Source organism: uncultured Pseudoteredinibacter sp., assembly GCF_947502065.1.
Taxonomy (GTDB): domain Bacteria; phylum Pseudomonadota; class Gammaproteobacteria; order Pseudomonadales; family Cellvibrionaceae; genus Pseudoteredinibacter.
Genome location: NZ_CANMYE010000006.1, coordinates 37867 through 61354 on the forward strand (window position 1 = coordinate 37867; position 23488 = coordinate 61354).

Consider the following 23488-nt stretch of genomic DNA (forward strand, 5'->3'; position numbering starts at 1 on the left):
ATCGCGGCTCCGGTCGGGGTCAGAACCCGCGGGTTCTGACCCCAGGTTTGGGCAGTTTGTTTGGGGTGTTACTGCGACTGATGGAGTCGCGGAGGTTTGGGTGTTCTTTGCAGTTCTGTGTCTTTGCTTCTATGGCTTTTTACCTTGAAGGGTTCTATAGGAGTGGTTGGTGCGTATAGATCGTGGCTCCGATCGGGGTCAGAACCCCTGGGTTCTGACCCCAGGTTTGGGCAGTTTGTTTGAGGTGTTGCTGTGACTAATGGAGCCGCTAAGGTTTAGGTGTTCTTTGCGGTTCTGTGTCTTTGCTTCTTAGGCGTTTTACCTTGAAGGGTTCTATGGGAGTGGCTGGTGTGTGTAGATAGGGGCTCCGATCGGGGTCAGAACCCACGGGTTCTGACCCCATTACTTGGCTAGTTTGTTTACCTGGGTGCGGCGAAAGCAATCTTGGCAGTGATCATTAACCAAGCCACAGGCTTGCATATGGGCATAGCAGATGGTGGAGCCGAAGAACTTGAAGCCACGTTTTTTAAGATCTTTGCTAATAGCATCTGATATATCAGTAGTGGCCGGGTACTCTTCCATCTTGGTGATTTTGTTCTTGATGGGCTTGTGATTCACATAGGCCCACATATAGTCACTAAAGCTGCCAAACTCCTTTTGAATCTCTAAAAAGATCTTGGCATTGCTGATGGCAGCTTCAATCTTGCCGCGATGGCGAATGATGGCGGGGTTTTGCACCAGCTCCTCAACTTTGGCCTGATCAAACTTAGCGACCTTTTTGGCGTTAAAATTCGCAAATGCCTTACGGTAGCCTTCACGACGCTGCAATACTGTATACCAGCTGAGCCCGGCTTGGGCGGATTCAAGCACCAAGAATTCGAACATGACTTTATCGTCATATACGGGGACGCCCCATTCTTCGTCGTGGTAGCGAACATAGTCTTCTTTGCTGGTATCTAGCCAGGGGCAGCGGCAGGGGGCTTTCTTGCTGGGCATGGTAAATCTCCTCGTTGGAAGCTCATAATAAAGCCACTAGCACTTAGAGCAAGTTAAGTTTCTTTGATATGCTTGCCTAACTGCCTTAAAAATAGCTTCTATAATGTCTCTAAGGCTCGGTTTGGCCTGTTGTCCTTTTTACCGCTAGGAGTGCTTGCCCCTATGTTAATGCTCTATCCGTCCATTAAGCCCTATAAGACCTTTTATTTGTCCGTCTCTGATGGCCATCAGCTCTATGTAGAAGAGTGTGGTAATCCAGAAGGCATACCGGTCTTATTCATTCATGGTGGGCCTGGAGGCGGTTGCAGCAAGAAAGATCGATGTTTCTTCGATCCGGAAATGTATCGCATTATTCTATTTGATCAGCGTGGTGCAGGGCGCTCCTTGCCCCATGCTGAGTTAGAGGCCAATACCACTCAAAAGCTAATTGCCGATATCGAACAAATTCGAGAGCGCTTAGAGGTGGATCAATGGGTCTTGTTTGGTGGCTCCTGGGGTTCTACTTTGAGTCTACTCTATGCCCAAGAACATGCCGATCGGGTAATGGGGATGATTTTACGAGGCATCTTCCTCTGCCGTGATCGAGACCTGCGTTGGTTTTACCAAGAGGGCGCGCACCATATATTTCCCGATTATTGGCAGGATTATGAAGAGATTATTCCGCCGGCTGAGCGTGAAGATATGATCTCGGCTTATTACCGTCGTTTAACCGGCAGTGATGAGTTGGCTAAAATGAATGCGGCTAAGCATTGGTCGGTATGGGAAGGGCGCTGTTCTACGCTACGCCCGAGTGCCGACAAAGAAGCGCACTATTCAGATCCGCATGTGGCTTTAGCCATGGCTCGAATTGAGGCGCATTATTTTGTAAACGAGGCCTTTATTGAGCAGGACCAGATTATTAAGAATGCTGAGAAGTTAGCGGGTATTCCTACCACGATTGTTCATGGGCGTTACGATATGGTTTGTCCGCTGGATAATGCCGTGAGTTTGTACGATGTGTTGCCAGATTCGGAGTTGCATATTATTCGTGATGCTGGCCATGCCTCAAGCGAGCCTAGTATCACCGATGCACTAGTGCGAGCGACCGAAGAAATGGCCGAGCGCTTTAAGGGCGATTTTCATCGCGGGGCTTAGTTGTTTCTGAGCGCTCGAAGTTAGCGCTATTAATTTAAAGCTGGTTCAATAAATTCAAATGGGGTCAGAACCCGAAAGGTTCTGACCCCGATTTTTATCTCTCTAAGGAAGTATCTTGAAAGGCTTAATTCAAAGAGTTAGTCATGCCAATGTTGTGGTTGCTGGTGAAGAAGTTGGTGCGATTGAGCAGGGTATTTTATTGCTGTTAGGTATCGAAAAAGATGACGGCAAGGAGCAGGCCGATAAGCTGCTTGATAAGCTTTTAAAGTATCGCATCTTTTCCGATGAGCAAGAGCGCATGAATTTGAGTGTGAGTGATATTGAGGGCGGCGTATTGGCGATATCACAATTTACCTTGGCGGCGGAAACGAAGAAGGGATTGCGTCCGGGGTTTTCTACGGCTAAGCCACCTGCCGAGGCGGAGGAGTTGTACAACTATTTTGTATCGCGTTTGCAGGAGAAGCACCAGGGTAAAGTAGCTACTGGTGAGTTTGGTGCTGATATGAAAGTTAGCTTATGTAACGATGGGCCGGTGACGTTTATGTTGGAGGTTTAGTTGTAGCATCAAGATCACGGCTCCGATTCGGGGTCAGAACCCACGGGTTCTGACCCCGGGACCTCATGGGTTCTGACCCCCGGTGGTTTAGGAGTTGGCTTCGCGCTTAACTAGGGTTTTGCCCATGATGATGCCCACTTCAAACAGCAACCACATTGGCAGCGCTAGCAAAAGCTGGGAGATTACATCTGGGGGTGTAAGCAGCATACCCAATATAAAACAGCCCACAATAATATAAGGGCGTTTTTCGCCTAAGCTTTCGGGCGTGCTTACGCCGGCAGAAATTAAGATGAAGGTCGCGATAGGAATCTCAAAAGCCAGGCCAAAGGCGAAGAAGATTTTTAGAATAAAATCCAGATAACTGCCCATGTCGGTCATCACCGATACGCCTTCGGGCGCCACGGATGTGAAAAAGCCAAACACCAGTGGGAACACTGCATAATAGGCAAAGGCTATACCGGCATAAAAAAGAAACACGCTAGATATAAAAATAGGCAACGCTAGACGGCGTTCTTCTTTGTACATTGCAGGCGCGATAAATTGCCAGACTTGATAGATCAAGAACGGCATAGAGACAAAAATCGAAACAAATAGGGTTAACTTAAAGGGGGTTAAGAAAGGTGCGGCCACCTCGGTGGCGATCATACCGGCCCCTTCGGGTAAGAACTTTTGTAGCGGTGCGGCAACGAAGGTGTAAATATCGTTGGCAAAATAAAACAAGCCAGCAAAAACCAACAGCACAATTAAAATACAACGTAATAAACGGTCACGTAATTCAATCAGATGCTGAACCAGTGGCTGTTCTACATCTTGGTGTTCACTGCTGTCATTCATGATGCTGTTTTATCACTTGTCGGCTGAGGATTTTCAGCGGCCGCTTGAGGTTCTGAACTCGATTCTGCTTTGGTTTCATCGTTACCGATGGCAGCGCTTTGCTCTGAGGCCGTGTTAGGCTCTTCAATATCAAGGCTTTTGTTAAGCTCTGCCTCAGCTTTCGCTAGGCGCTCCATAACTTCTTCATTGTGCAGTTGGCGGCGAATATCATCGGCGCCAATTTGCTGCTCAATTTCTTGGCGGGTATCACTAATGCTGCGTTTAATGCGTCCCCAGTAAAGCGCAAGCTTGCGCAGGGTGCCAGGCAGGCGCTCGGGCCCGATAACGACCAGTCCCACTACGGCAATCAGCAAAAGCTCAAAAAAACCAATATCAAACATAAAGCTTACTTTTCAGCTTTTTCGGATTCAGTTTCTTTTTCAGTGCTTACACTTTCGCTTTTATCTTGCTCGACAGATTTAGGCGCTTCTTTGTCTTCGCCTTTATCTTCGTCATTCATGGCTTTTTTGAAGCCCTTAATAGCGCCACCTAAATCGCCGCCTAGGTTCTTTAAGCGCTTAGTGCCGAACAATAGCAACACAATCACTAAAATGATCAGTAGCTGCCAAATGCTAATTCCACCTAAACCCATTATCTTTTCCTCGCTCTAGAATCGCTTACTGCTTAGCAGCAAAGCTTATTTGTTTTTACGAGCCGCTTTTTCTTCCAAACCAGAAAGATCAAAACGACGCTCTAATTCACTAACAACAGCGCTGGCATCTTCGCCAAGATGGCTTAGCATAACCAGAGTGTGAAACCACAAATCCGCTGTTTCATAAATAAGGTCTTTATTATCGCCACTGTGCTCGGCGTCTTTAGCGGCCAGCACGGTTTCGATGGCTTCTTCGCCAACTTTTTCTAAAATCTTGTTTAAGCCTTTATGGTGCAGGCTTGCTACATATGAGCTATTTGGATCTGCAGCCTGCTTGCGCTCAGCCAGCACTTTGCTTAATTGCTCTAGTACATCGTGTGTCATGGTTGGCCTCTGTCCTTACTGATAGATATCTGAAGGATCTTTTAACACCGGATCAACGACGACCCACTGTTCATTTTCTAAGCGGCGATAAGCGCATGATTCGCGCCCAGTATGACAGGCGATGCCACCAATTTGCTGCACCTGCATAACGATCATATCGCCATCGCAGTCTAAGCGAATCTCTTCCAGCTTTTGAGTATGCCCCGAGCTTTCGCCCTTGTGCCAAAGCTTTTGACGAGAACGCGAGTAATACACGGCCTCTTGGCGCTCTACGGTAAGCTCTAATGCTTCACGATTCATATAGGCCATCATTAAAATGCGGCCTGTCTTGCTATCTTGGGCAATCGCGGCGACTAGGCCGTTACTGTCCCATTTAACTTCATCTAGCCAGTTGCTCATTGTTAAACCTTATTGCCGGCTGTTTTGCTATTTTTTGCTATGAGGGCGCATTATTGCATAGCCCCCGTCTCGGCTAAAGCTAGTGGCGAAGCCTTAACGAAAGTTTAAAGCTAGCACCAACAGGGCTTAACGATGCCAGAGTAGGGCGAGGCCAACTACTGCCAAAAGTAACGATTGGTAAGACCAAGCAGCGAGTGCTGGTCCCGCCGCCATCAATAAGCAGGCAGTGCCCATAATAGGCCACAAATAACGGCCTTGGCGTGTCTTAGGCTCTGGCTTTACGATGTTCTGGGTGGCTGGGCGCAAGCGCTGCCTTTCTAGGTTTTCATAGATCAGCTCAGGGATTTCGGGAAACTTCTCCATCCATTCTGGGGCGTAGCGCTTAAACTGCTGCCACAGTGCTTTTGGTGCAAAGCGATCCTTTAACCAGCGTTCAAGATAGGGGTGGGCCGTGCTCCATAGATCCAGATCAGGGTAGAGCTGGCGGCCAAGGCCTTCAATATTAAGAAGGGTTTTTTGTAGCAGTACCAGCTGTGGTTGTACCTGCATATCAAAGCGGCGGGCGGTTTGGAAAAGCTGGATCAACACCTGGCCAAAAGAGATTTCTGCCAAGGGCTTTTCAAAAATAGGTTCGCACACGCTGCGAATGGCATTTTCAAACTCGCCAATTGGGGTATCGGCCGGTACCCAGCCACATTGCACATGTAGCTCGGCGACTTGGCGGTAGTCGCGGCGGAAGATAGCCAGCATATTGCGAGCCAGGTAATACTGATCTTCGCGATTTAAACTGCCCACAATGGCCATATCGACGGCGATATATTTGGGCTGCTTCGGGTTTTCTCTGGCAACGAAAATATTTCCCGGGTGCATATCGGCATGGAAAAAATTATCTTCAAAAACCTGCCGAAAGAAGATGTCCACACCACGCTCGGCCAAGCGCTTCATGTCGGTATTTTGCGCTTCTAGCTGCTCGATGTCGGTGACCGGAATGCCATAAATGCGCTCCATGACCATCACGTTCTGACGGCAAAACTCCCAGTGCACCCTGGGCACATAAAGCATCGGGGAGTTTTCAAAATTACGGCGCAGCTGGCAGGCATTGGCGGCCTCCATTTGCAGATTGAGCTCATTTAAAATGGTGTGTTGATAGTCTTCTACAACCTCAACAGGGCGCAGGCGGCGGCCATCTGCGCTAAAGCGTTCCACGAGGCTTGCTAGGCGAAATAGCAAGGCAATGTCTTCATTGATAGTGTTTTCAATGCCGGGTCGTACTGCTTTTACGACGACCTCTTCACCGCTTTTTAGCTTGGCCGTGTGTACTTGTGCCACCGAGGCGGAGGCGAGTGGCTCACAGGAGAATTCTGCAAATAACTCTTCGACCGGCTGGCCTAAAGCACTTTCAACAATCTTTTGAAATTCAGCTTGGTTAAAGGGCGCCACATTGTCTTGCAGGTGGTTTAGCTCTTTGACGATATCTTGCGGGACCAAGTCTGGGCGTGTAGATAGCAGCTGGCCAAACTTAACGAAAATAGGGCCTAGCTCTTCTAGGGCATGACGTAGGCGTTGTCCGCGGTTTAACTCGCCTTTAGGAAACAGCCATAGTAAAGGCTTTGCACTGCGCAACCACCAAGGTTGTTGTGCACTATCGAGCAGTAAATCTAAGCGATAGCGGGCGCCAACGCGGATAATCTTCAAAAGGCGAAACAGTGCCGTCATTCGGGTTGGTTTCCTTGCTTAGCGGCATTAAGTGCCGCTTCCAGGCTGTGTTGAAGCTTGCCAACTTTGGCGGCCAGTCGCTCGCCGTCATCGCGTAGCTGATCTACTGCCTGATTAAAATCTTCTAGTTCATAAGGGTGTGGAGTAGCACGCAGTTCTTCGCTAAGGGCTTCACCGCTACGTTGCCATACACTGGCTTCGCGTTCGCGCCAGAAGCTTATGCCTTTGCGCACTAAGCCCGCTAGGCTGGGGCCAGCGACATCGCCAAGCAGTTGGCTTAAGGGCTCTTCCCAGTCGATGTCTAAATCTTTGGCGATACCTTGTAGATCTACTAACAAGCCTGTGCTGCCAAAAACTTGTACGCCGCTATTGGCCAAGCTGTGTTGTGAGGATAACCCTAAGTTGGCAAGTGCCATGGCGCTGCCTTTGAGTTGGCAGTCTATTTGGCCTTCATAATGCTGTCGCAGCTGAACCTGGCCGTCATCTATGAGCACAAAGGTCGTGATAGTAGGCCCTTGGCAGCAAATCTGCAGGGTTTTTGAGCCGAGCTTGCGCAGCTTTTGTTGGCTGCCTGGGTCATAGCTTAGGGCGCTATTGATCATGCGCTCTAAGCTGGCGAGGGCGGCCGTGCTTAGGGTTGGGTCCATGCTAAAAGCTCGCTTAGGGCTTAATGCCTTTATGCAGTGCGACAATGCCGCCAGTCATATTATGGTACTCACAGGCTGCAAAGCCGGCATCACTCATCATGTCTTTTAGGGTGTTTTGATCCGGGTGCATGCGGATAGATTCCGCTAGGTAGCGGTAGCTATCGGCATCATTGGTGATCAAGCGGCCCATGGTCGGCAAAAAGGCGAAAGAGTATGCGTCATAGGCCTTTTCCAGTAATGGATTGCCTGGCTTGGAAAACTCTAAAACCAGCAACCGGCCGCCGGGCTTTAATACGCGCAACATAGAGCGTAAAGCTAGATCTTTATCGGTTACATTACGCAGGCCAAAGGCGATAGTGATGCAATCGAAGGTGTTATCAGCAAAGGGCAGAAATTGAGCGTCCGCCTGGGAGACCTGTACATTACCCGCAACGCCTTTATCGATCAGCTTGTCGCGGCCAACTTTCAACATGGAATCGTTGATATCGGCCAGCACCACTTGGCCTTCTGGGCCCACTAGGCGGCTGAACTTAAGGGTTAAATCGCCAGTGCCGCCGGCAATATCCAATACCTTTTGCCCTGCGCGTACGCCGGAAAGCTCGATGGTGTAGCGCTTCCACAGGCGGTGGATGCCACCTGACATCAAGTCGTTCATCAGGTCATATTTTGCGGCTACAGAGTGAAATACATCGGCAACTCGACCGGCTTTTTCGCCTTTGTCGACGGTTTCATAACCAAAATGGGTGGTTTCCTGCTCTTGTTTGTGCTCGCTCATAATGCCCGGTTCGCTAGAAATTTAGTCGGCCGCTATTTTACAGGCTGGAGCTGTAAAAGCCATGTTTGAGAGGCCAAGCTAGACTGAGCTGGGTCAAGGGAAGGTTAGAGGTGAGAAGTTAGTAGAGGTTAGATGTGAGAAGAAAGACGAGAGATGAGAGATGGGAGATGAGAGATGAGAGATGAGAGATGGGAGATGGGAGATGGGAGATGGGAGATGAGAGACGAAAGAGGAGGGGCGAGCCTCTTAGGACGCTGTCGGGTAAATTGCCGGTAATTTAGGCGATCCCGTCGCAATCTGGGTGCTGCTGTTACGAAATGGTTTATACTTCAGCTCAGATCAAGTTGTATTTAAGGTAAATTATGTCGCAGCCTGCCAACCAGCATAGACCTGCCCCTATCTATAAGCGCTTTCGGGATGTCTTCGAAGCTGGCTTTAAGATCGATTGGGTTACTGCCAGTTTTCTAAGTATTACCCATGTCTTAGCGCTAATCGCTACACCATTCGCCTATTTCTTTGCCCCAGAGGGTTTGTGGGTTTGGATGTTGGCGTGGACCATCTTGCATGCCCTAATTGGTAGCCTATCCACCACCGTATACAGTCACCGCTTAATTGCCCATGGTGCGGCCCGCAAGGTGAGCTGGCCGGTGCATATCCTATTTGGCTTTATTGGCCAGGTGATGGCGGTACAGGGCCCGGTAAGACGTTGGGCAGCAATGCACATTATTCACCATGGTGTGGATCGCAACGGTGAGCATCGCCGAGATCCATACAGTGCCACTTGGTTTCCAGATGCTTGGCGCAACTTTGCCTGGTCCCATATGCTGACTTACTACTTTAAACACCCCGAAGATGAAATGATTGAGCGTGCTTATCAAAGTAAGAATCACCCGGCACTGGTTTGGCAGGAGAAGCTCTATGTGCCATTGTTGGTGTTATTAAATTTCTTAGTACCGATGGCATTGGGCTTATATCTAGCCGGTTTTATTGGCATGTTATGCATGATGATGGCTGGCATCGCCGGTTTTGTATTGGCACAACACAATACCTGGACAGTAAACAGCGTAACCCATATGTGGGGCTTTACTCCTGGTGCTTTCAGCTCGGCGGTAAACAACTATATTTGGCTGGGGCCTTTAGGCGAAGGCAATCACCACGCCGACCACCATGATTTTGCGCGTGATTATCGCAATGGTTTTGGTATCAGTGGATGGTTATTAGACCCTACCCGTTATGTTATTTTAGGCTTGCGTGCTATCGGTTTGGTAAAAGGTTTGCACCGGGCTAATAAGCGCCAAGAAGCCGAGATTTTAGCTCGTCGTAAATTGATTCAAGCTCAGTGCGATACCAAAACAGCACGCTGGCAAGCTTGGGAAAATAAGTTGGAATCCCTGAAGGCCGAGTGGCTTGATGCGGCCCAGCGCTTTGAGCAGTTTAAGCAGCGTAAAAGCCAGCTGAAGTTACAGCTGAAAAGCGCCAGCCTACCGAAAATTGAATTTCGCGAGAAATTGGAATTGTTAAAAGCGGAAATGGAAGTAGCTCGCCGGGCAATGCAGGCTCGTCGTCAGGCTTTTTTGGATGCTTTGTTTGAGATGCGGGCTTTGCCGGCATAACACTTTCAGTTTAGGCGCTTTAAAGAAGGGTTGAAGTGTGAGCTTCAGCCCTTTTTTTGGATCTAAAGCTTGTATGAGATATAGCGAGGTAAGGGCCTTGTCGTTATCGAAGCGCCTTGGACCTTACTAATTTGAGTATAAGGTTCTATATCTACAACCCAGTTTTGGGAATAGTTTAGGCGAGTGTTTTTGTTATTCTAGTTCGGCAATTTGTTATTCGATATCTAGAGGGATTTATGCCGAGCTTAGCAAAATGTTTATTCATTATATGCTGTGTGGGGAGTGTTCAGCTGCTCTATAGCCCAGCGGTTAGTCACGCGCAGCAGCCATTTCAAGTTCAGTCTCAGAGTTTGAGTGAGGATGCCCTAAATGCTTATTTGGAGAGCCTGCAATTTTGCTTGGTTGAAATCGGTGAGATGGCGGCTTATACACCTGAGCTGGAAGCTCGCTTGCGACAAAATATTCGCCAGAACTTTAGCTATTTGCCACAAGAGACGCAGTTGAATCTAATTAATGCGCGTTCTATATGGTCGCAATATCAAAGTCAGTGGGCGTTTTTAAATATTGACCAGAAAAAGGAATTTGGTTTTGCAGTTTTAGGTTTGGCTTTTGGTGAAGAAGCCGCAGCGCAAGCTTTGGGTATGGGGCAAAGCGGTTCAAGCTCATTCAACGGTGTAGACGTGGACTCTATAGGTGGTGGTTGTACGGGTGGCCACTGTGAAACAGTTGGTGGTACTGTTGAGATAGATCCCAACTAATTGTGAATCCGTCGAATCAAGAAATTGGCAGTGCTTAATTTACTAAGCACTGCCTGTGAATTAGACCTTAACAGGCTGGTGAAAAACTATCTGCGTTGCCATTGCGTTGTTAAAAACAAGCTCAAAATGCTCATCTATTACCTATAAGCTGCGCTTTTTCGCTTGTTTTTGCCTAGCGCTGACTGCCTCGAAAACGTTTTTCAATAGCCTGTTAAGCAAAAAGCGTCTCTCGGTGCTTTTCAATATCTGGTCGCATCTGACGCTTAATTTGCGCGTAGGTAGCGCGATCTTTTTGGGCTAACAGCTGGGCGTATTCAAAAGTTTTCTGTTGTAATTCATCCATAGCAAACAGGCCATCGACAACATCGCCTTGTAGAGCTTCTTCACCTGTTAGTGCTCGCCCGAGCAAACACATTTCCTTTAGCATTTTTTTATTGGGCATAAGGCCAACGATGTCTTGCATTACCAGGGTGAAGGGGATGTTGATATTTACTTCTGGGTAGCAGAAGCGGCCTCTGTCAGAACGCATAAAGCGAAAGTCTACAGCGCTCATTATGATCGCCCCGCCGGCATAGCAGTTGCCATTTATCGCTGCTACCGTAGGCATGTCTAATAGTGCTAGGCGGACCAACAGTTGTTCGAGGGTTTTAACAAACTTCATTAAGCCATCTTGATCTTGCGCGCCTAACCACTCAAGGTTAATACCAGTAGACATGGTTTTTTCATGCTCGCAAGTAATCATCAATGCGGTATTGCCCTGATACTTTTCCACTTCATCTAAGTGAGCTAAGTATTCTTCTACCACTTCCTGGGTGAGTTTGTTTTCAGTGTCACCTTCGGTGAGGGTGAGTACGTGAACATTGTCTCTAAGCTCTAACTTCATTGCGGGCATGGTCATCTTCTCGGTTAAAAAGGTCATGGGCCCAGCAAGGCGGTGCTATTTCTTATAGCAGGCTGTTGCCGGGTTGATGTCTCTATCCTGCATGATTGCGAATCACTTGCTCAATGACCATTTTGATCAGAATGGTGACGACAAAGCGCAGAGACGTTAAGGTATTTGATCACTTTCTTTGTTGCGGCGTACCGGCTTGGCTGCTTCGATATTGTTTATTCTAGCCATGATTTCGCTCAGGCGTGACCAGCTTTGAAGCGTAATGGGTAGAACAAGTGCCGCTTCTACAAAGCTCCATGAGTAGCTGATTACGGCGAATATTTTGCCTACTGTTACTTCGATATTGCTTGCGGCGAACCAAAGATTAAAGCAAACAAAGCTGAGCAGTATTAAGAAGATGAGGCCATAAACGATAGATTCGCTGTCTGACAGATTAACTTCCAGCTTACGAAGACGTAGTAAGTGATTCTTTATACGGTCATTCTTCTTGCTCGCCAAAATATCGACCTGCTTTTCTTCTTGTTGATTGTAGGCTGAGTTGAGTCGATAGAATCGTTTATGAAATAGGCTGTAGATTGCCATCATAATGATGGCGGCTGATAGTGCGGTGATCGCTAATGTCGGGTGAAAGCTGTACAGCACAATGGCAGAGACAAGTAGCTGAATGAACGATGTCATAAGCTCTGGCGCTTGCTCTTCTAGAAAGTCGGCCAGCTCTCTGCCCATACCCATGCGAGCATTAAGGGTTGAGGTTGCCAATTGTTGTGAACGCTGTACTAGAGTTTTACCCAGTTCCACACGAATGCTACCAAAAACCCGAGTGTCGTAAGCTCGTCGGCATACGGCGATAAACAACAAGGCAAACATCAGGGCAATCAGGTGAATAAATTTTTCAATGTTATTTTCCAAAAGCCCGTCGATAGCAAATCCAGTGAATAACGGTATAAGAGCCATTAGCACGGTTTCAAATATGGTAAGCAGCCAGGTTAGACTTATCGACTTCCAAAACCTTTTCAGCAAGCTACTTATTGTTATGGGTAAATCATCTAGCATAGCTGTTCCTATTTAGCGCCGACTAATACATCATCAATGCTATTACGAAAAGCGCTGGAAAAGATGTCCCAGATTACTGAAATAGATTACTGAAATGGATTGCTTTGAAAAAGGGGAAGACGCTGTGGCTTTTGGGGACTTGCCACAGCTGTATAGAGAAGAGGCTTGCTAAATGCTTTTGTCTAATTCAGCTTCAAGAGCCTCAGCTTTCTGAAATTTCTCAAGACCAGCCAAAAAGTCGTGATAGGCCTTTAGATTCGGAAACATCGCCAAGGCGCCGCCGCGATGTAGGGCATCCACAATAAAGCTCATCATAATATCGGCGCCCGTGAGCTGGCCTCCGACAAGATAACCTGCCGTTACGCGTTGATTAAAGTAGGTCATAACTTTGGCGACCTCGACCTGTGCATACTGATCTAGCATATTCATCTTGGCACCGTCTTTCTCCACAAACATCTTGAGCAGCAGAGGTAAGATGGCCGAGCTTTCAGCAAAGTGCATCCATTGTAAGTAATCAATATAGTCGTCGCTGCCTGACTCGGGAATCATATCAGGGCGATATTGTTGGCATAGATACTCGGTGATTGCGCCAGATTCCGCTATAACGCGGCCATTGTGCTCGATAACGGGCGATTTGCCTAAGGAGTGGATAGCTTTAAGCTCAGGAGGGGCTAAATTACTTTGGGCGTCGCGTTGATAGGGTTCAATGCGATATTCGACACCAAGCTCTTCTAGCAACCAGATAATACGTTTCGAGCGCGACTTATTCAGATGATGCAAAACGATCATGGTAACTCCTTTATTATTGTTATCGTTTTGAAGGGCTGCTTTCAATAAAGCAGCCCTCGTTGTTTCCGGTCGTTATTTGTCAATGCTGTATTCGCTGTCTTTAACTCCGAATAATTGGGCGTATAAAATAGGAATAACTATTAGTGTTAAAACTGTAGCAAAAGAAAGACCGAAAACCAAAACTACCGACATAGATTTGAAGAATGCGTCAAAAAATAGGGGGATAACGCCAAGCACGGTTGTCAGGGCTCCCATCATAACAGGGCGGACGCGACTAGCGGCAGCATCAATGATCGCATCCAGCCGTGGCTTACCTGATTCGATTTCTAGGTCTGTTTGATCTACCAGCACAATCGCGTTTTTAATAAGCAAGCCTGAAAGGGAAAGCAAACCCAGAATAGCCATGAACTCCATAGGGGTTCCAGTAACTATCAGCCCTACAACTACACCAATAATTGCTAAAGGAACCACTAGCCAAATAACAATGGGCTGTCGAACGGTGCCAAACAATATGAAGACGACCAAAACCATGGCTAGCAAGCCCAATGGAATAGTTGAAGCCAAGTTGTCGTTGGATTCTTTAGAGTCTCCATATTCGCCTCCCCACTTTAGCTCATAGCCTGCTGGCAGTGGAATAGCATCGATCTGTGGACGCACGCGCTCAAACAGGTCAGCTGTTAACTCATTGGGGTATGGGTCACTTTGTGCTTTGATCCTCCATATTCTGTCTTCGCGACGAAGTTGGCCGTCACGCCATATCGTTCTGAATCCGTTGGTAATCTGAGTGATGGGTACGACTTTCCCTGTCGCAGAGCTGACGACCAAAATGTCTTTAATATTATTAATATCTTTACGCTCATGCTCGGGGGCGCGTGAAATAATTGGGATTTGTTCATCCCTTTCGCGGTAAGTACCAACTTGCCTCCCGGAGAAATTAGTTTGCAGTGCTTTTGCTAAGTCTTCTCGGCTTACACCTGTTCTTTGGCCAGCATTGGCGGCATATACTGGCTCTACCACAGCTACTGCTTGGCGCCAGTTGTCTTTGACAGATAGCGCTCGGCCATCATTTGCCATAATTTCTTTAGCTTGATTGGCCAGTTGCCTCAGCACTTTCGGGTCTGGACCGCTAAATTCAGCTTCAATTTTAGAACCGCCGCCCGGGCCGAGTACAAACTTCCATACCTTGCCTTGTGCTTGTGGATAATGATCATTTATATGCGACTGAATTTTCGGCATAAGACCGTCAATTAGCTGATAGTTTTCAGTCGAGACTAAGAGTTGTGCGTATGCCGAATTGGGTGACTCTGGACCGTATACCAGCATAAAACGCGGTGCGCCGCCTCCAATCGATGCCTGAACGGACTTTACCCCTTCCAAAGAAGAGACAAACTTTTCAAGTTGCATTGTATCTTTTTTGGTCTCGCCAATATCGGTGCCCTGGGGTAGCCAATAATCTACAACGAATAGCGGGGTTGTTGACGATGGAAAGAACCCTGATTTTACAAATTGAAAGCCCCAAATAGACACCGAAAATAGTAAAACTATGCTGAATAGTACGCTTATGCGATGGCGAAGGGAAACAGCCAGTAGAGCTTTATAAGCTTGCATTGCTTTGTTGTCAGAACTTTCTTTTGTTTCTTCGCTATCAGTGCCCTGAGAAAATAGGTGATAGCAAAATAGCGGGGTTATTGAGATAGCGAAAAACCAGCTAAACAAAAGTGAAATTAAAATCACCCAGAAAAGATGCCCGGTATATTCTGCTGTGGATCCTGGGGCAAATCCGATAGGAGCAAAGGCAATGATCCCTACTAAAGTTCCGCCAAGTAAAGGCCATATCGAGCGTTTAACAATTCGTTTTGCAATTTCAAGTTTATCTTCACCGCGTTGAACGCCTACCAGTATGCCTTCGGTCACTACAATGGCGTTGTCTACCATCATGCCTAAAGCGATAATAAGCGCGCCTAAAGAGATTCTATGCATGGGTATATCAACCCATTGCATAGTGGCTAATGTTGCGAAAACAGTAAGGATTAAAATCGCACCAATTACGATGGCTGACTTTAATCCCATAAAAATCAATAGCGTAACAACAACGATTACTAGAGCAGCAATTACATTCACTACAAAGTTTTGAATCGAATCGTCAACAATTTCACCTTGATGATAGAACTTGTGAAGAGTCATGCCCGCTGGTCGTAAGTTATCGCTAGTCTCGATTTTGTCTGCAATAGCTTGTCCAATCTTGACAATATTACTTCCAGAAATACCCGAGATACCAATTGATATGGCCGGCATGCCATTAAATCGATACAGTTTTTCATCTGGTTCTTGGTAGCCTCTCCAGACTCGCGCAATATCTTTTAAATAGATTACTCGTCCAGAATTGTCGGTTGAAACGAGTAAGTTTCTTATTGCCTCTACGGAGTCGATGTTGCCAGTAGGGTCAATAACAATACGGTCGTTCCCGATTCGCACATTGCCCGAAGATACCACGGCGTTTTGTTGGGATAGAGTGTTATAAATGTTTGAGATTGAAACGCCGAGAGCGGAGGTTTCCTGCCTGGAAATTTCTACATAAATTGCTTCTTTTTGCAATCCGCCGATATCTACACGAGCCACACCATCAACCTGAAGTAAGCTGCTTTGCAGGCTTTTAGCATATTTTTTTCTCTCGGCAGGACTGTAATCGTTACCGGTGATGAAATACAGTAATCCAAAAACATCACCAAAATCATCCGCAACATATGGTGTGGATGCCCCTGAGGGAAGTTGCCCGGCTGCATCGTTTACTTTATTGCGAAGTTTGGTCCATATAATTTGCAAAGCTTCTTTGTTCGGCGAGGCTTCGTAAGCTATTTCAACGGTTATTTCTGATTTTCCTGAGCTTGATGCCGATCGAATACCCTTTACTTCAGCCATTTGTTGAATGGCTTTTTCAAGTGGTTCAGTGATTTCTAGTGCTACTTCCTCTGGACTGGCACCGGGGTATCCGGTGATTACTTGAGCTTCGCGAATAGTAAACTCTGGGTCCTCAAAACGGGCCATATTTTTGTAGGCCGACCAGCCACCTGCTAGTGCTAGCAAAATAATTATTACGCTTAGCACTGTGTTTTTTATACTGTATTCAGCAATGTTCATTGTTTAATAAACCTCAAATATTCAGATTGGAAAATGGATAAATATGCGCTTATTTCCATTCTTTAATCTTCATACCTTCAGATAGATAGGCGGCACCAGCGCCGACAATAGTATCTCCACTGCTAAGCCCCTGGCTTACGATCATAGTGCGACCGATCCCAGGTTCAATAATCACGACCTGCTTGTGTACCGTCATTGTTTTACTATCAACCAGCCACGTGAAATCAGAATCGCCGTCATTGTTAATCGCTCCTGCAGGTACCGCAACTCTCAAAGAATCATTGGTTTTGTGATGAAGCTCTATAGTGGCGTTCATACCAGGCAAGACATTGATGTTGTCTGGGGCGGGAAAAGTAAAGCTGACGGCATAGGTTTGCGATGAAGCATCGGCGATCAATGTTGCTTCGCTGAATTCACCAGGTATTTTTTCGTTGGGGTTCGCATCAAGGATGATAAAGGCTTGATTGTTCTCGTCTTCTGCTGTGTCTCTAGGAATTTTAGCTACGAAACTAGCTGGTAAATCAGCAGTGGCCTTGTTGAGCCCTTCATCGATAATGCTGACGATAACTTGCCCTGCAGAAACAGTCTGTAACTGATTGACAAAGGTTTGTGCAATCACACCATCGAAAGGAGCCCGCATAATTGTATCGGCTAATGCCTTTTGGGCTTGGTCAAGTTGGTTTTTACTTACATCAAACTGAGTTTTTCTCTGTTCTAGATCACTTTTAGAAATGGCTAATTTTCCAGCGAGGCTTTTGGCGCGCTCGTACTCATTTTTAGCATTGTCGAATTGAGCTTTTGCACTTGCGACAGCCGATTTGTAATCGCTTGGATCAATTTTGGCGATCAGGTCACCGGTTTTTATTTCTTGGGCTTCTTTGACTGGAAATTCTTCGAGTTTGCCACCAACTTGTAGGCTGAGCTCTGTAAACTTATTGGCTTTGATCACTGCTGGGAAACGATTGATTTCCTCTGCTTTCTCGGTACCAATCGTGATTAGCTTTACGGGCCTTATCGTTTCGCTAGCTATTGGAGCCTGTTCATCGCTGCAAGCTACGAGTGTAATGCTGATAAAACCGGCCAATAAAGCCTTAGTGGCGAAATTGTAGCTCATGGTTATCTCCTGATTGTGGTATCGCTACCCATTGAGGTGGGGAGCGACGAAATGTCGAGTAAAAGTATATGCGTCAATTGTGCAGATAGGTAAGTTGGCTTGATGGTTTTCGCCTAGTAGAGATGCTATTCTAACTAAGTTTTAGAATTTCAGGTACTGCCCATATCGCTGCCGGTGTGCCTGCTCTATATTTTCTGCAAATTTGTTCAATGTTTAACTCTGGGTGCTTAAAAAAAGCGAGCATGCAGCGATAGTTAGCCACAGAAACCATCTTAATATTGGGGTTGTTCTGTTTTGTTACAGCCCTTTCGTAATCAGCTCTTCCGCTCCCCCTGCCGCTGTCACCTAGTTGGTATTGGGAGTGTCTGGACCACAGCCAATTAACGGCGAACACATTAGAAGGCAGCTCGACAGCTCGTTGCAATCGCTTAGTGGTAGGGCATTGATAGTTTTTCTCTTTTTCAGAGTAGGCGCTGCCGCTTTCTTTAGGTAGGACCTGGTCGCCTGATACGTACAGTCCCGCATCTTCTATTCGCTGCAAAAGCTCGAGTAGCTCTTGCTGCAGTTCTAATTGGGTTTGCTTCAGGTGTTCTTCTTTCTGGTGAAGCGTATAGGCGTGTAGGGCCTCGATTTCCGGTAACGTTAACTTGCTTTCTAGAATGTCACGGATGTGATCAGGAAGCTTTGATATCCCCTCCTTGTAGCTCTGAATTTCATCGTTGTTCATAAGTGGCCTCTTGTAGAACTTAAGTGCTTGATATTTATGTATTTTTTCTGTGCTACCAGTAAAGCTGGAATAGTTTGAACCAACACCTCTTGCCTATAGTGCATAGATTACTGATATTTGCATGAAGCTTATTGATCTGGGTCAACGCGTTCAAAAAACCTTAATGATTAAATATGTCAAAGGTTGCTTATATCTAAAATTTAAAGGTTAAAGATTCTTATCAGGAGATACTATATATGAATATCAAACCCTTGAACGTGGCTATTCTGGTCTCATGTGCGTTTACACTTGCTGCATGTTCAACTGCGCCTAAAGTCTTTACTGACTCTGATTCTCGACAAGACTTTTCGAGCTATAAATCCTTTGCGTGGACAAACGCTAATCCTATGTTGAAGACGGGGGAGAGGGTTGTTAGTCCGTTAATAGAACCTAGGTTAATGAAAGCCATCAAAGCGAATCTGGTGGCCAAAGGTTATGATTACGTTGCGGATAAAGCTCAAGCGGATATTGCCATTTCATTTTCTGTTGGAGCGCGAGATACCGTAAAACTAGAGTCTGATCCTGCTGTTCTATACGACGTACATTGGCGTTGGGGCGGCCCAAATTACGGTACCACTTTAATGACTAGGACCTATACTAAGGGCAGCTTGGCGATAGATGTGTATGATATAGAGAGAAACAGCCCTGTTTGGCATGGAATGGTATCAAGTCGCCTGAAAAAGTCAGACTTGAATAAGCCAAGTACGGATCAGCAGCTGCAGACAGCTGTAGATACTGTGCTGCAAGAGTTTCCTGCCAAATAAAGTGCTTTTAATACTAGCACTGCTAAAACCATCATAAATTTGACGAGCAATAACTAATGGATGTGGTCACTCTAGATAATTTTGTCAGCTTCACCCTCGGAATTGTTGTGTACTTTTTGGGGGTGGCAGTAAATAAAAGAGTGCCGTTTCTGCGTTTCTACAACATCCCTGATGCGGTTAGCGGTGGCTTGTTAGCAGCTTTAGCGGCCTTATTACTATACGGTTTTGCGGATATAGAGTTGAACTATCAGCTTGATGTGCGCGACACACTTTTAGTGTATTTTTTTACAGCCATTGGCTTAAATGCTCGTTTAGCTGATTTGTTTAGTGGCGGTCGCCCCTTGCTAATTATGTTACTGCTGACCTTGGGTTATATGGTGGTGCAAAATATTGTTGGCATGTCGGCGGCCTGGGCCCTTGAGCTGCCTCCTGCATTGGGAGTGCTCGCTGGTTCAGCTTCTCTTATTGGAGGGCATGGAACCGCGATAGCGTGGTCCCCAGAGTTTTCAGAGGTCGGTGTTAAAGGGGCCTTAGAGATTGGTGTGGCTAGCGCAACAATTGGCTTGGTTATCGCCAGTTTAATTGGTGGGCCTATTGCGCAATTTCTTATTAGTAAACACTCCTTGTCTGGTGAATCTGATGAGAAATCAGGTATTGGGGTTGCGTTTGCAAATGAAGCGCAAACAAAGATCGATCATATTAGCTTGATGTCAACAATGCTGGTTTTGCATCTTGTAATTGTCGTTGGCTGGTTTGTCAGTCAGGTGGTTCTGGCCTTTGGTTTAAAGCTGCCGCTCTTTGTTTGTTCTTTGTTGGTTGGCATTATCATGTCAAACTTCGTGACAAGATTTTTCCCAAAAATAGAGTGGCCAGCGCGTGGTCGTGCTTTAGCTGTTATTTCTGACTTTTCTTTAAGTATGTTTTTGGTGATGTCTTTGATGAGCATGCAGCTTTGGGCTATCTCTGGGATGGCGTCGTCATTGCTTTTGATTCTATTAGCCCAAACTGTGTCAGCTGTTCTATTTATTGTGTTTGTGTTGTTTAACTTAATGGGGCGAAATTATCTCGCCGCAGTATTAAGTGCGGGCTTTGGTGGCTTTGCTTTGGGGGCAACACCAACAGCAATAGCCAATATGACCGCGGTAACCAAATCCCATGGTCCAGCGCCAATGGCATTTATTATCTTGCCATTGATATCGGCTTTTTTTGTCGATATTAGTAATTCTTTTTTAATTCGCTTTGCAATTTCTTTGTAGCTTACATATCAAAGATTTTTACAACTTGGGTATCTGGGTCGCGGTTTAAGTTAGCTTCGGCCAGTTTATTCAAATAACTCTGCCACAGGTTTTCCTGATCTTGCCCAAGCTCGGCAAGATAAGCCCAGCTGTATATTCCGGAATCGTGACCGTCATCAAATGTGATACGGATAGCGTAGTGGCCGTTGGCTTCGATATCGGTGATGGCAACATGTTGTTTGCCATGCTGTAAAACCTCTTGGCCCGGGCCGTGGCCTTTCACCTCAGCCGACGGTGAATGGACCCGGAGAAATTCAGCGCTAAAGCGATAGCTCTGCTGGCTAAAGATAACTTCCAACTCTTGGCTGCGGCGGTGGAATTCTATTTTTTTAGGGGCTTGATACATATTCGTGTCTTCTACAGTGCCTTCCCGTCAGCTCTTGGGCTGCTGAGGTATGGGATGAATTCAATGGCGAAACAAAGCAAGGCTAAGCTCCAGCAAAAGGCGGCACCGTCCCAAAGTGCAGGGTTGGGCCATATACTCGCGGCTAATCTTAATGCAACCGCTAGCAGCATTAGGCAGTAGCTGCTTAACATCAAGCGGCTGCACTCTAGTTTGCGTCCGCTATGGCCAAGGCTGACTCTCCCGATAAAACCGATGGTCATCATACCGATACAAAGTACAGCTGCACTGTGTATCCAAAAGCTATTGGCCATCAAATGATAGTGGCTGGCCGCCTTGCTGATATAGCTAATGGCTAGGCCTAGGTAGGCAATATGCAGTACCCACAACATTGGCTTGCGCCACAAGGCTGTGCCTTGCCAGCCTAACCACGCCCAAAAAATTAGGGCGGCAAATATTAGGCTGCTTGTGGCTTGTAACAGTTTGACATCTAAGAAGGTATTGACCAGTAGTTGTGATACTCCTGCTGCAAGTAATATCAAAGGCTGGTTTGGAAAGCTTCTTGGCTCTACGGCCGCCTGGGTACCATTGCGAGTAAACATCGGCATGACTCGAGCGCCGATGATGGTAATCAGCATCAGTACAAGCTCTAGTGCAAATAAGATTGGAGTGCTGGGGTTAATTTCGAGCTGTTGATGTATTGCTAAGTGGTACAAGAGGTTGCAGATAAAAAACGCGCTTAGGATGGGGATAAACAATAAGTTGCGCCAATTCTTACTGCGAATGATCGGTACAGCTAAACATATAGCGAGTGCGGGGATAAAAGCTAGATCAATAATGCTCAACCAAAAAGAGGGCGCTAGCATCATGCTTAGCGGTCGTGGGAGCAGCCAAAGAGTGACTAAGCCCAATAACAGTGGGCCTCGTGCGGTATCGAGACCGGTCCAATTTCTTACTGCGGTTAATAAAAAGCCCGCCACAATGGCGATCGCATAAGCAAATATCATCTCGTGGGCATGCCAGCTAAAGATATTCGCTAAGGGGAGCTCAAGTGTGCCGCGATAAATAAATACCCAGCTAAGCATCATGGCGGCACCGACGAGGCTGCCAAGAGCAAAAAATGGCCGAAAGCCAACGCTAAGAATAATTGCTAAAAATCCAGGATTGGAAGGAGTGGGCTCCTGGAGCTGGATCAGGGACATAATGCGATCCTCAGAGGTATACCTTGCTACTTTATCATGGCCTCAGTAAAGCACAATCATAGCATTGCTGTTATTGTTTTGGCGCAAGAAGTGAGCATTCACATCATCTTGGGCGGCAATAACCATTTGTTTTTTAAGGGTGTTTTAAAGGAGAGGGGAAAGAAAAGCCCCTGGAGCTGGATAGCATCAAGGGCGAAAGGAGCATGTTGCTATTTAAACATAAATCGTCGCCTGGGTCATTCAGCGGATACGGTTAAATTGGACATTAATTGTAGGTACCTTAGATGGTATTTTTTAAGATGATGCAATTAGCGGACAGTGCTGAGCTTAAAGAGACTCATTCGCTTTAAGCTGGCTGTTATAGTGAATGCTGCTTGAGTAGTTTATTTAATGGGGGAAAGTGGGGGGCTACAAATGCGTAAGCTCAATCAAATCATTTCAATCTGCATATTGTTGCTTTGCTTTAGTAGCGCTGTGAATGCTATCGCCGCGCCAAACATAGTATTAATTGTGGCTGACTACATGGGCTACAGTGATATAGAGCCTTATGGGGCTAAAGATATTAGAACCCCGTCCTTGAACGCGATAGCCCAGCAGGGGATTCAATTTAACAGTCATTACAGCTCAGCCCCTAAATGTATCCCAGCGCGCGCTTCTTTGATGAGTGGCTTGTATCCGCGAAAAGCCTTTAAAAAAGGTCGTGGCTTTGTGGCCGAGAGAAACACCGTACTTAAGGGGCTTAAAGACGCTAATTACAGGACAGCCCTAATTGGTAAATGGCATCTTGGTCTATCTGAAGGACGCCACCCTAATGATCATGGTTTTGATTATTTTCTGGGCTATAACTCATGGGCACTTTCCCGTCACAGTCATCAAACTTCTGATGGTAAAAACGGCTTGTATGAAAATAAAGTCCCGGTCGAAAGAGCTGCTTATTTAAGCGATTTATTTAGTGAGGCGGCGCAGGAGTTTATCGCGGCTAAGAGCGAGCGTCCCTTTTTTCTTTATCTTTCCTACAGTGCAGGTTTGCCGCCATATCAGGGGCCAGATTTGGCGCGGGAGAATTGGGATAGTGGCTGGGATGCCACAGAGGCTAAGAGGTCTGAGTATGTGGCAATGATTGAAAGAATGGATCAAGGTATTGCTAAGGTAATGCAGCAGCTAGAACGGCAGGGGCTAAGTGACAATACCTTGCTGATATTTACCTATGATCATGGCGGACGGCATTTCGCAAATTCGGGGCCGCTTTTTCATGGTTTTGATACTTTATGGGAAGGAGGTATTCGCGTTCCCTTGCTGGTACGTTGGCCTAATAAGCTGGCAGCCGGAAAGAGAATAAATGAGCCAAGTATTATTATGGATGTCAGTGCTTCTATTCTCGATGCGGCAGGACAAAATAAGTTGATCGAGAGTACTGACGGAAAAAGCTTGCTGCTTAAAGATAAAGAGTCGTTTTCCGACAGGGCGATATTTTGGAAAAATAAGTCGATGAAGGCCGCTAGAAAAGGACGCTGGAAATACCTTCAAGATGGCTATACGCAGTTTTTATTTGATGTTAGTGCAGATCCGGGTGAGCGTAATAATTTGTTTTATAGTCGTCAAAGTAAATTAAAGGAGTTAAGTGAGCTATGGGATGCTTGGGAGCATTCTCAGCTTAGCGATTAACTGCAATTGTTCGTAATTCTCTAG

The 23488-nt window shown here is 46.4% G+C and carries 24 protein-coding genes; 7 read left to right on the forward strand and 17 right to left on the reverse strand.

Features of this window, described 5'->3' with window-relative positions; genetic code table 11:
- Positions 1-402: 402 nt before the first annotated feature.
- The gene (locus tag Q1A41_RS15355) at positions 403-996 is read right to left on the reverse strand and encodes a DNA-3-methyladenine glycosylase I (RefSeq protein WP_299980779.1); all 594 of its coding nucleotides are present in this window, start codon (positions 994-996) and stop codon (positions 403-405) included.
- 162 nt (positions 997-1158) lie between these two features.
- Between Q1A41_RS15355 and pip the strand changes: the two genes are divergently transcribed.
- The gene (gene pip, locus Q1A41_RS15360; protein ID WP_299980781.1) at positions 1159-2130 is read left to right on the forward strand and encodes a prolyl aminopeptidase; all 972 of its coding nucleotides are present in this window, start codon (positions 1159-1161) and stop codon (positions 2128-2130) included.
- A gap of 115 nt (positions 2131-2245) precedes the next feature.
- The gene (gene dtd / locus Q1A41_RS15365) at positions 2246-2686 is read left to right on the forward strand and encodes a D-aminoacyl-tRNA deacylase (protein ID WP_299980783.1); all 441 of its coding nucleotides are present in this window, start codon (positions 2246-2248) and stop codon (positions 2684-2686) included.
- An 87-nt stretch (positions 2687-2773) separates the two neighbouring features.
- Here the strand turns inward: dtd and tatC are convergent, their stop codons facing one another.
- The 8 genes from tatC to ubiE form a co-directional block, all read right to left on the reverse strand.
- The gene (tatC, locus tag Q1A41_RS15370; RefSeq protein WP_299980785.1) at positions 2774-3520 is read right to left on the reverse strand and encodes a twin-arginine translocase subunit TatC; all 747 of its coding nucleotides are present in this window, start codon (positions 3518-3520) and stop codon (positions 2774-2776) included.
- Positions 3517-3900: a Sec-independent protein translocase protein TatB gene (tatB, locus tag Q1A41_RS15375; protein ID WP_299980787.1), complete on the reverse strand. Its 384-nt coding sequence runs from the start codon at positions 3898-3900 to the stop codon at positions 3517-3519. The genes tatC and tatB overlap by 4 nt, the downstream gene beginning before the upstream one ends.
- Before the next feature lie 5 nt (positions 3901-3905).
- A complete protein-coding gene (gene tatA, locus Q1A41_RS15380; RefSeq protein ID WP_299774941.1) occupies positions 3906-4151 on the reverse strand; it encodes a Sec-independent protein translocase subunit TatA in 246 nt (81 codons plus the stop codon).
- A gap of 45 nt (positions 4152-4196) precedes the next feature.
- A complete protein-coding gene (locus Q1A41_RS15385) occupies positions 4197-4535 on the reverse strand; it encodes a phosphoribosyl-ATP diphosphatase (protein ID WP_299980789.1) in 339 nt (112 codons plus the stop codon).
- 15 nt (positions 4536-4550) lie between these two features.
- Entirely contained in the window at positions 4551-4934 is a 384-nt protein-coding gene (gene hisI, locus Q1A41_RS15390; protein ID WP_299980791.1) for a phosphoribosyl-AMP cyclohydrolase, read from the reverse strand.
- A gap of 126 nt (positions 4935-5060) precedes the next feature.
- Entirely contained in the window at positions 5061-6650 is a 1590-nt protein-coding gene (gene ubiB, locus Q1A41_RS15395; RefSeq protein WP_299980794.1) for a ubiquinone biosynthesis regulatory protein kinase UbiB, read from the reverse strand.
- Entirely contained in the window at positions 6647-7297 is a 651-nt protein-coding gene (locus Q1A41_RS15400) for an SCP2 sterol-binding domain-containing protein (RefSeq protein ID WP_299980796.1), read from the reverse strand. The genes ubiB and Q1A41_RS15400 overlap by 4 nt, the downstream gene beginning before the upstream one ends.
- Before the next feature lie 13 nt (positions 7298-7310).
- On the reverse strand, positions 7311-8072 hold the full coding sequence (ubiE, locus tag Q1A41_RS15405) for a bifunctional demethylmenaquinone methyltransferase/2-methoxy-6-polyprenyl-1,4-benzoquinol methylase UbiE (RefSeq protein ID WP_299980798.1): 762 nt from the start codon (positions 8070-8072) through the stop codon (positions 7311-7313).
- 362 nt (positions 8073-8434) lie between these two features.
- On the opposite strand from ubiE, the gene Q1A41_RS15410 reads away from it, so the two are divergent.
- Positions 8435-9685, forward strand: coding sequence for a hypothetical protein (locus tag Q1A41_RS15410; RefSeq protein ID WP_299980800.1), 1251 nt, complete (start codon positions 8435-8437; stop codon positions 9683-9685).
- A 236-nt stretch (positions 9686-9921) separates the two neighbouring features.
- Complete coding sequence (locus tag Q1A41_RS15415; RefSeq protein ID WP_299980802.1) at positions 9922-10443, forward strand: hypothetical protein; 522 nt, start codon at positions 9922-9924, stop codon at positions 10441-10443.
- 211 nt (positions 10444-10654) lie between these two features.
- On the opposite strand, the gene Q1A41_RS15420 is transcribed toward Q1A41_RS15415, so the two are convergent.
- From Q1A41_RS15420 to Q1A41_RS15445, 6 genes are all read right to left on the reverse strand, one after another.
- Positions 10655-11362 carry an enoyl-CoA hydratase/isomerase family protein gene (locus Q1A41_RS15420; RefSeq protein WP_299980804.1) on the reverse strand — a complete coding sequence of 236 codons (708 nt, stop codon included), beginning with the start codon at positions 11360-11362 and terminating at the stop codon, positions 10655-10657.
- A 129-nt stretch (positions 11363-11491) separates the two neighbouring features.
- Positions 11492-12388, reverse strand: a complete 897-nt coding sequence (locus Q1A41_RS15425; RefSeq protein ID WP_299980806.1) for an ABC transporter six-transmembrane domain-containing protein — start codon at positions 12386-12388, stop codon at positions 11492-11494.
- Between the two features lie 168 nt (positions 12389-12556).
- Positions 12557-13177, reverse strand: a complete 621-nt coding sequence (locus tag Q1A41_RS15430; protein ID WP_299980808.1) for a glutathione S-transferase — start codon at positions 13175-13177, stop codon at positions 12557-12559.
- Between the two features lie 72 nt (positions 13178-13249).
- The gene (locus Q1A41_RS15435; RefSeq protein ID WP_299980810.1) at positions 13250-16315 is read right to left on the reverse strand and encodes an efflux RND transporter permease subunit; all 3066 of its coding nucleotides are present in this window, start codon (positions 16313-16315) and stop codon (positions 13250-13252) included.
- Positions 16316-16364: 49 nt separating this feature from the next.
- Entirely contained in the window at positions 16365-17429 is a 1065-nt protein-coding gene (locus Q1A41_RS15440) for an efflux RND transporter periplasmic adaptor subunit (protein WP_299980813.1), read from the reverse strand.
- Between the two features lie 130 nt (positions 17430-17559).
- Positions 17560-18156, reverse strand: coding sequence for a hypothetical protein (locus Q1A41_RS15445; protein ID WP_299980815.1), 597 nt, complete (start codon positions 18154-18156; stop codon positions 17560-17562).
- Positions 18157-18392: 236 nt separating this feature from the next.
- On the opposite strand from Q1A41_RS15445, the gene Q1A41_RS15450 reads away from it, so the two are divergent.
- Entirely contained in the window at positions 18393-18959 is a 567-nt protein-coding gene (locus Q1A41_RS15450; RefSeq protein ID WP_299980818.1) for a DUF4136 domain-containing protein, read from the forward strand.
- A 56-nt stretch (positions 18960-19015) separates the two neighbouring features.
- Positions 19016-20215, forward strand: a complete 1200-nt coding sequence (gltS, locus tag Q1A41_RS15455; protein ID WP_299980820.1) for a sodium/glutamate symporter — start codon at positions 19016-19018, stop codon at positions 20213-20215.
- A gap of 1 nt (position 20216) precedes the next feature.
- On the opposite strand, the gene Q1A41_RS15460 is transcribed toward gltS, so the two are convergent.
- Both Q1A41_RS15460 and Q1A41_RS15465 read right to left on the reverse strand, forming a co-directional pair.
- Positions 20217-20600 carry a DUF971 domain-containing protein gene (locus Q1A41_RS15460; protein ID WP_299980822.1) on the reverse strand — a complete coding sequence of 128 codons (384 nt, stop codon included), beginning with the start codon at positions 20598-20600 and terminating at the stop codon, positions 20217-20219.
- An 11-nt stretch (positions 20601-20611) separates the two neighbouring features.
- Positions 20612-21799, reverse strand: a complete 1188-nt coding sequence (locus tag Q1A41_RS15465) for an NnrS family protein (RefSeq protein WP_299980824.1) — start codon at positions 21797-21799, stop codon at positions 20612-20614.
- A gap of 414 nt (positions 21800-22213) precedes the next feature.
- On the opposite strand from Q1A41_RS15465, the gene Q1A41_RS15470 reads away from it, so the two are divergent.
- Positions 22214-23464 (forward strand): sulfatase-like hydrolase/transferase, encoded by a 1251-nt coding sequence (locus tag Q1A41_RS15470; RefSeq protein WP_299980826.1) that lies wholly within the window; start codon positions 22214-22216, stop codon positions 23462-23464.
- The last annotated feature ends 24 nt before the right edge of the window (positions 23465-23488 follow it).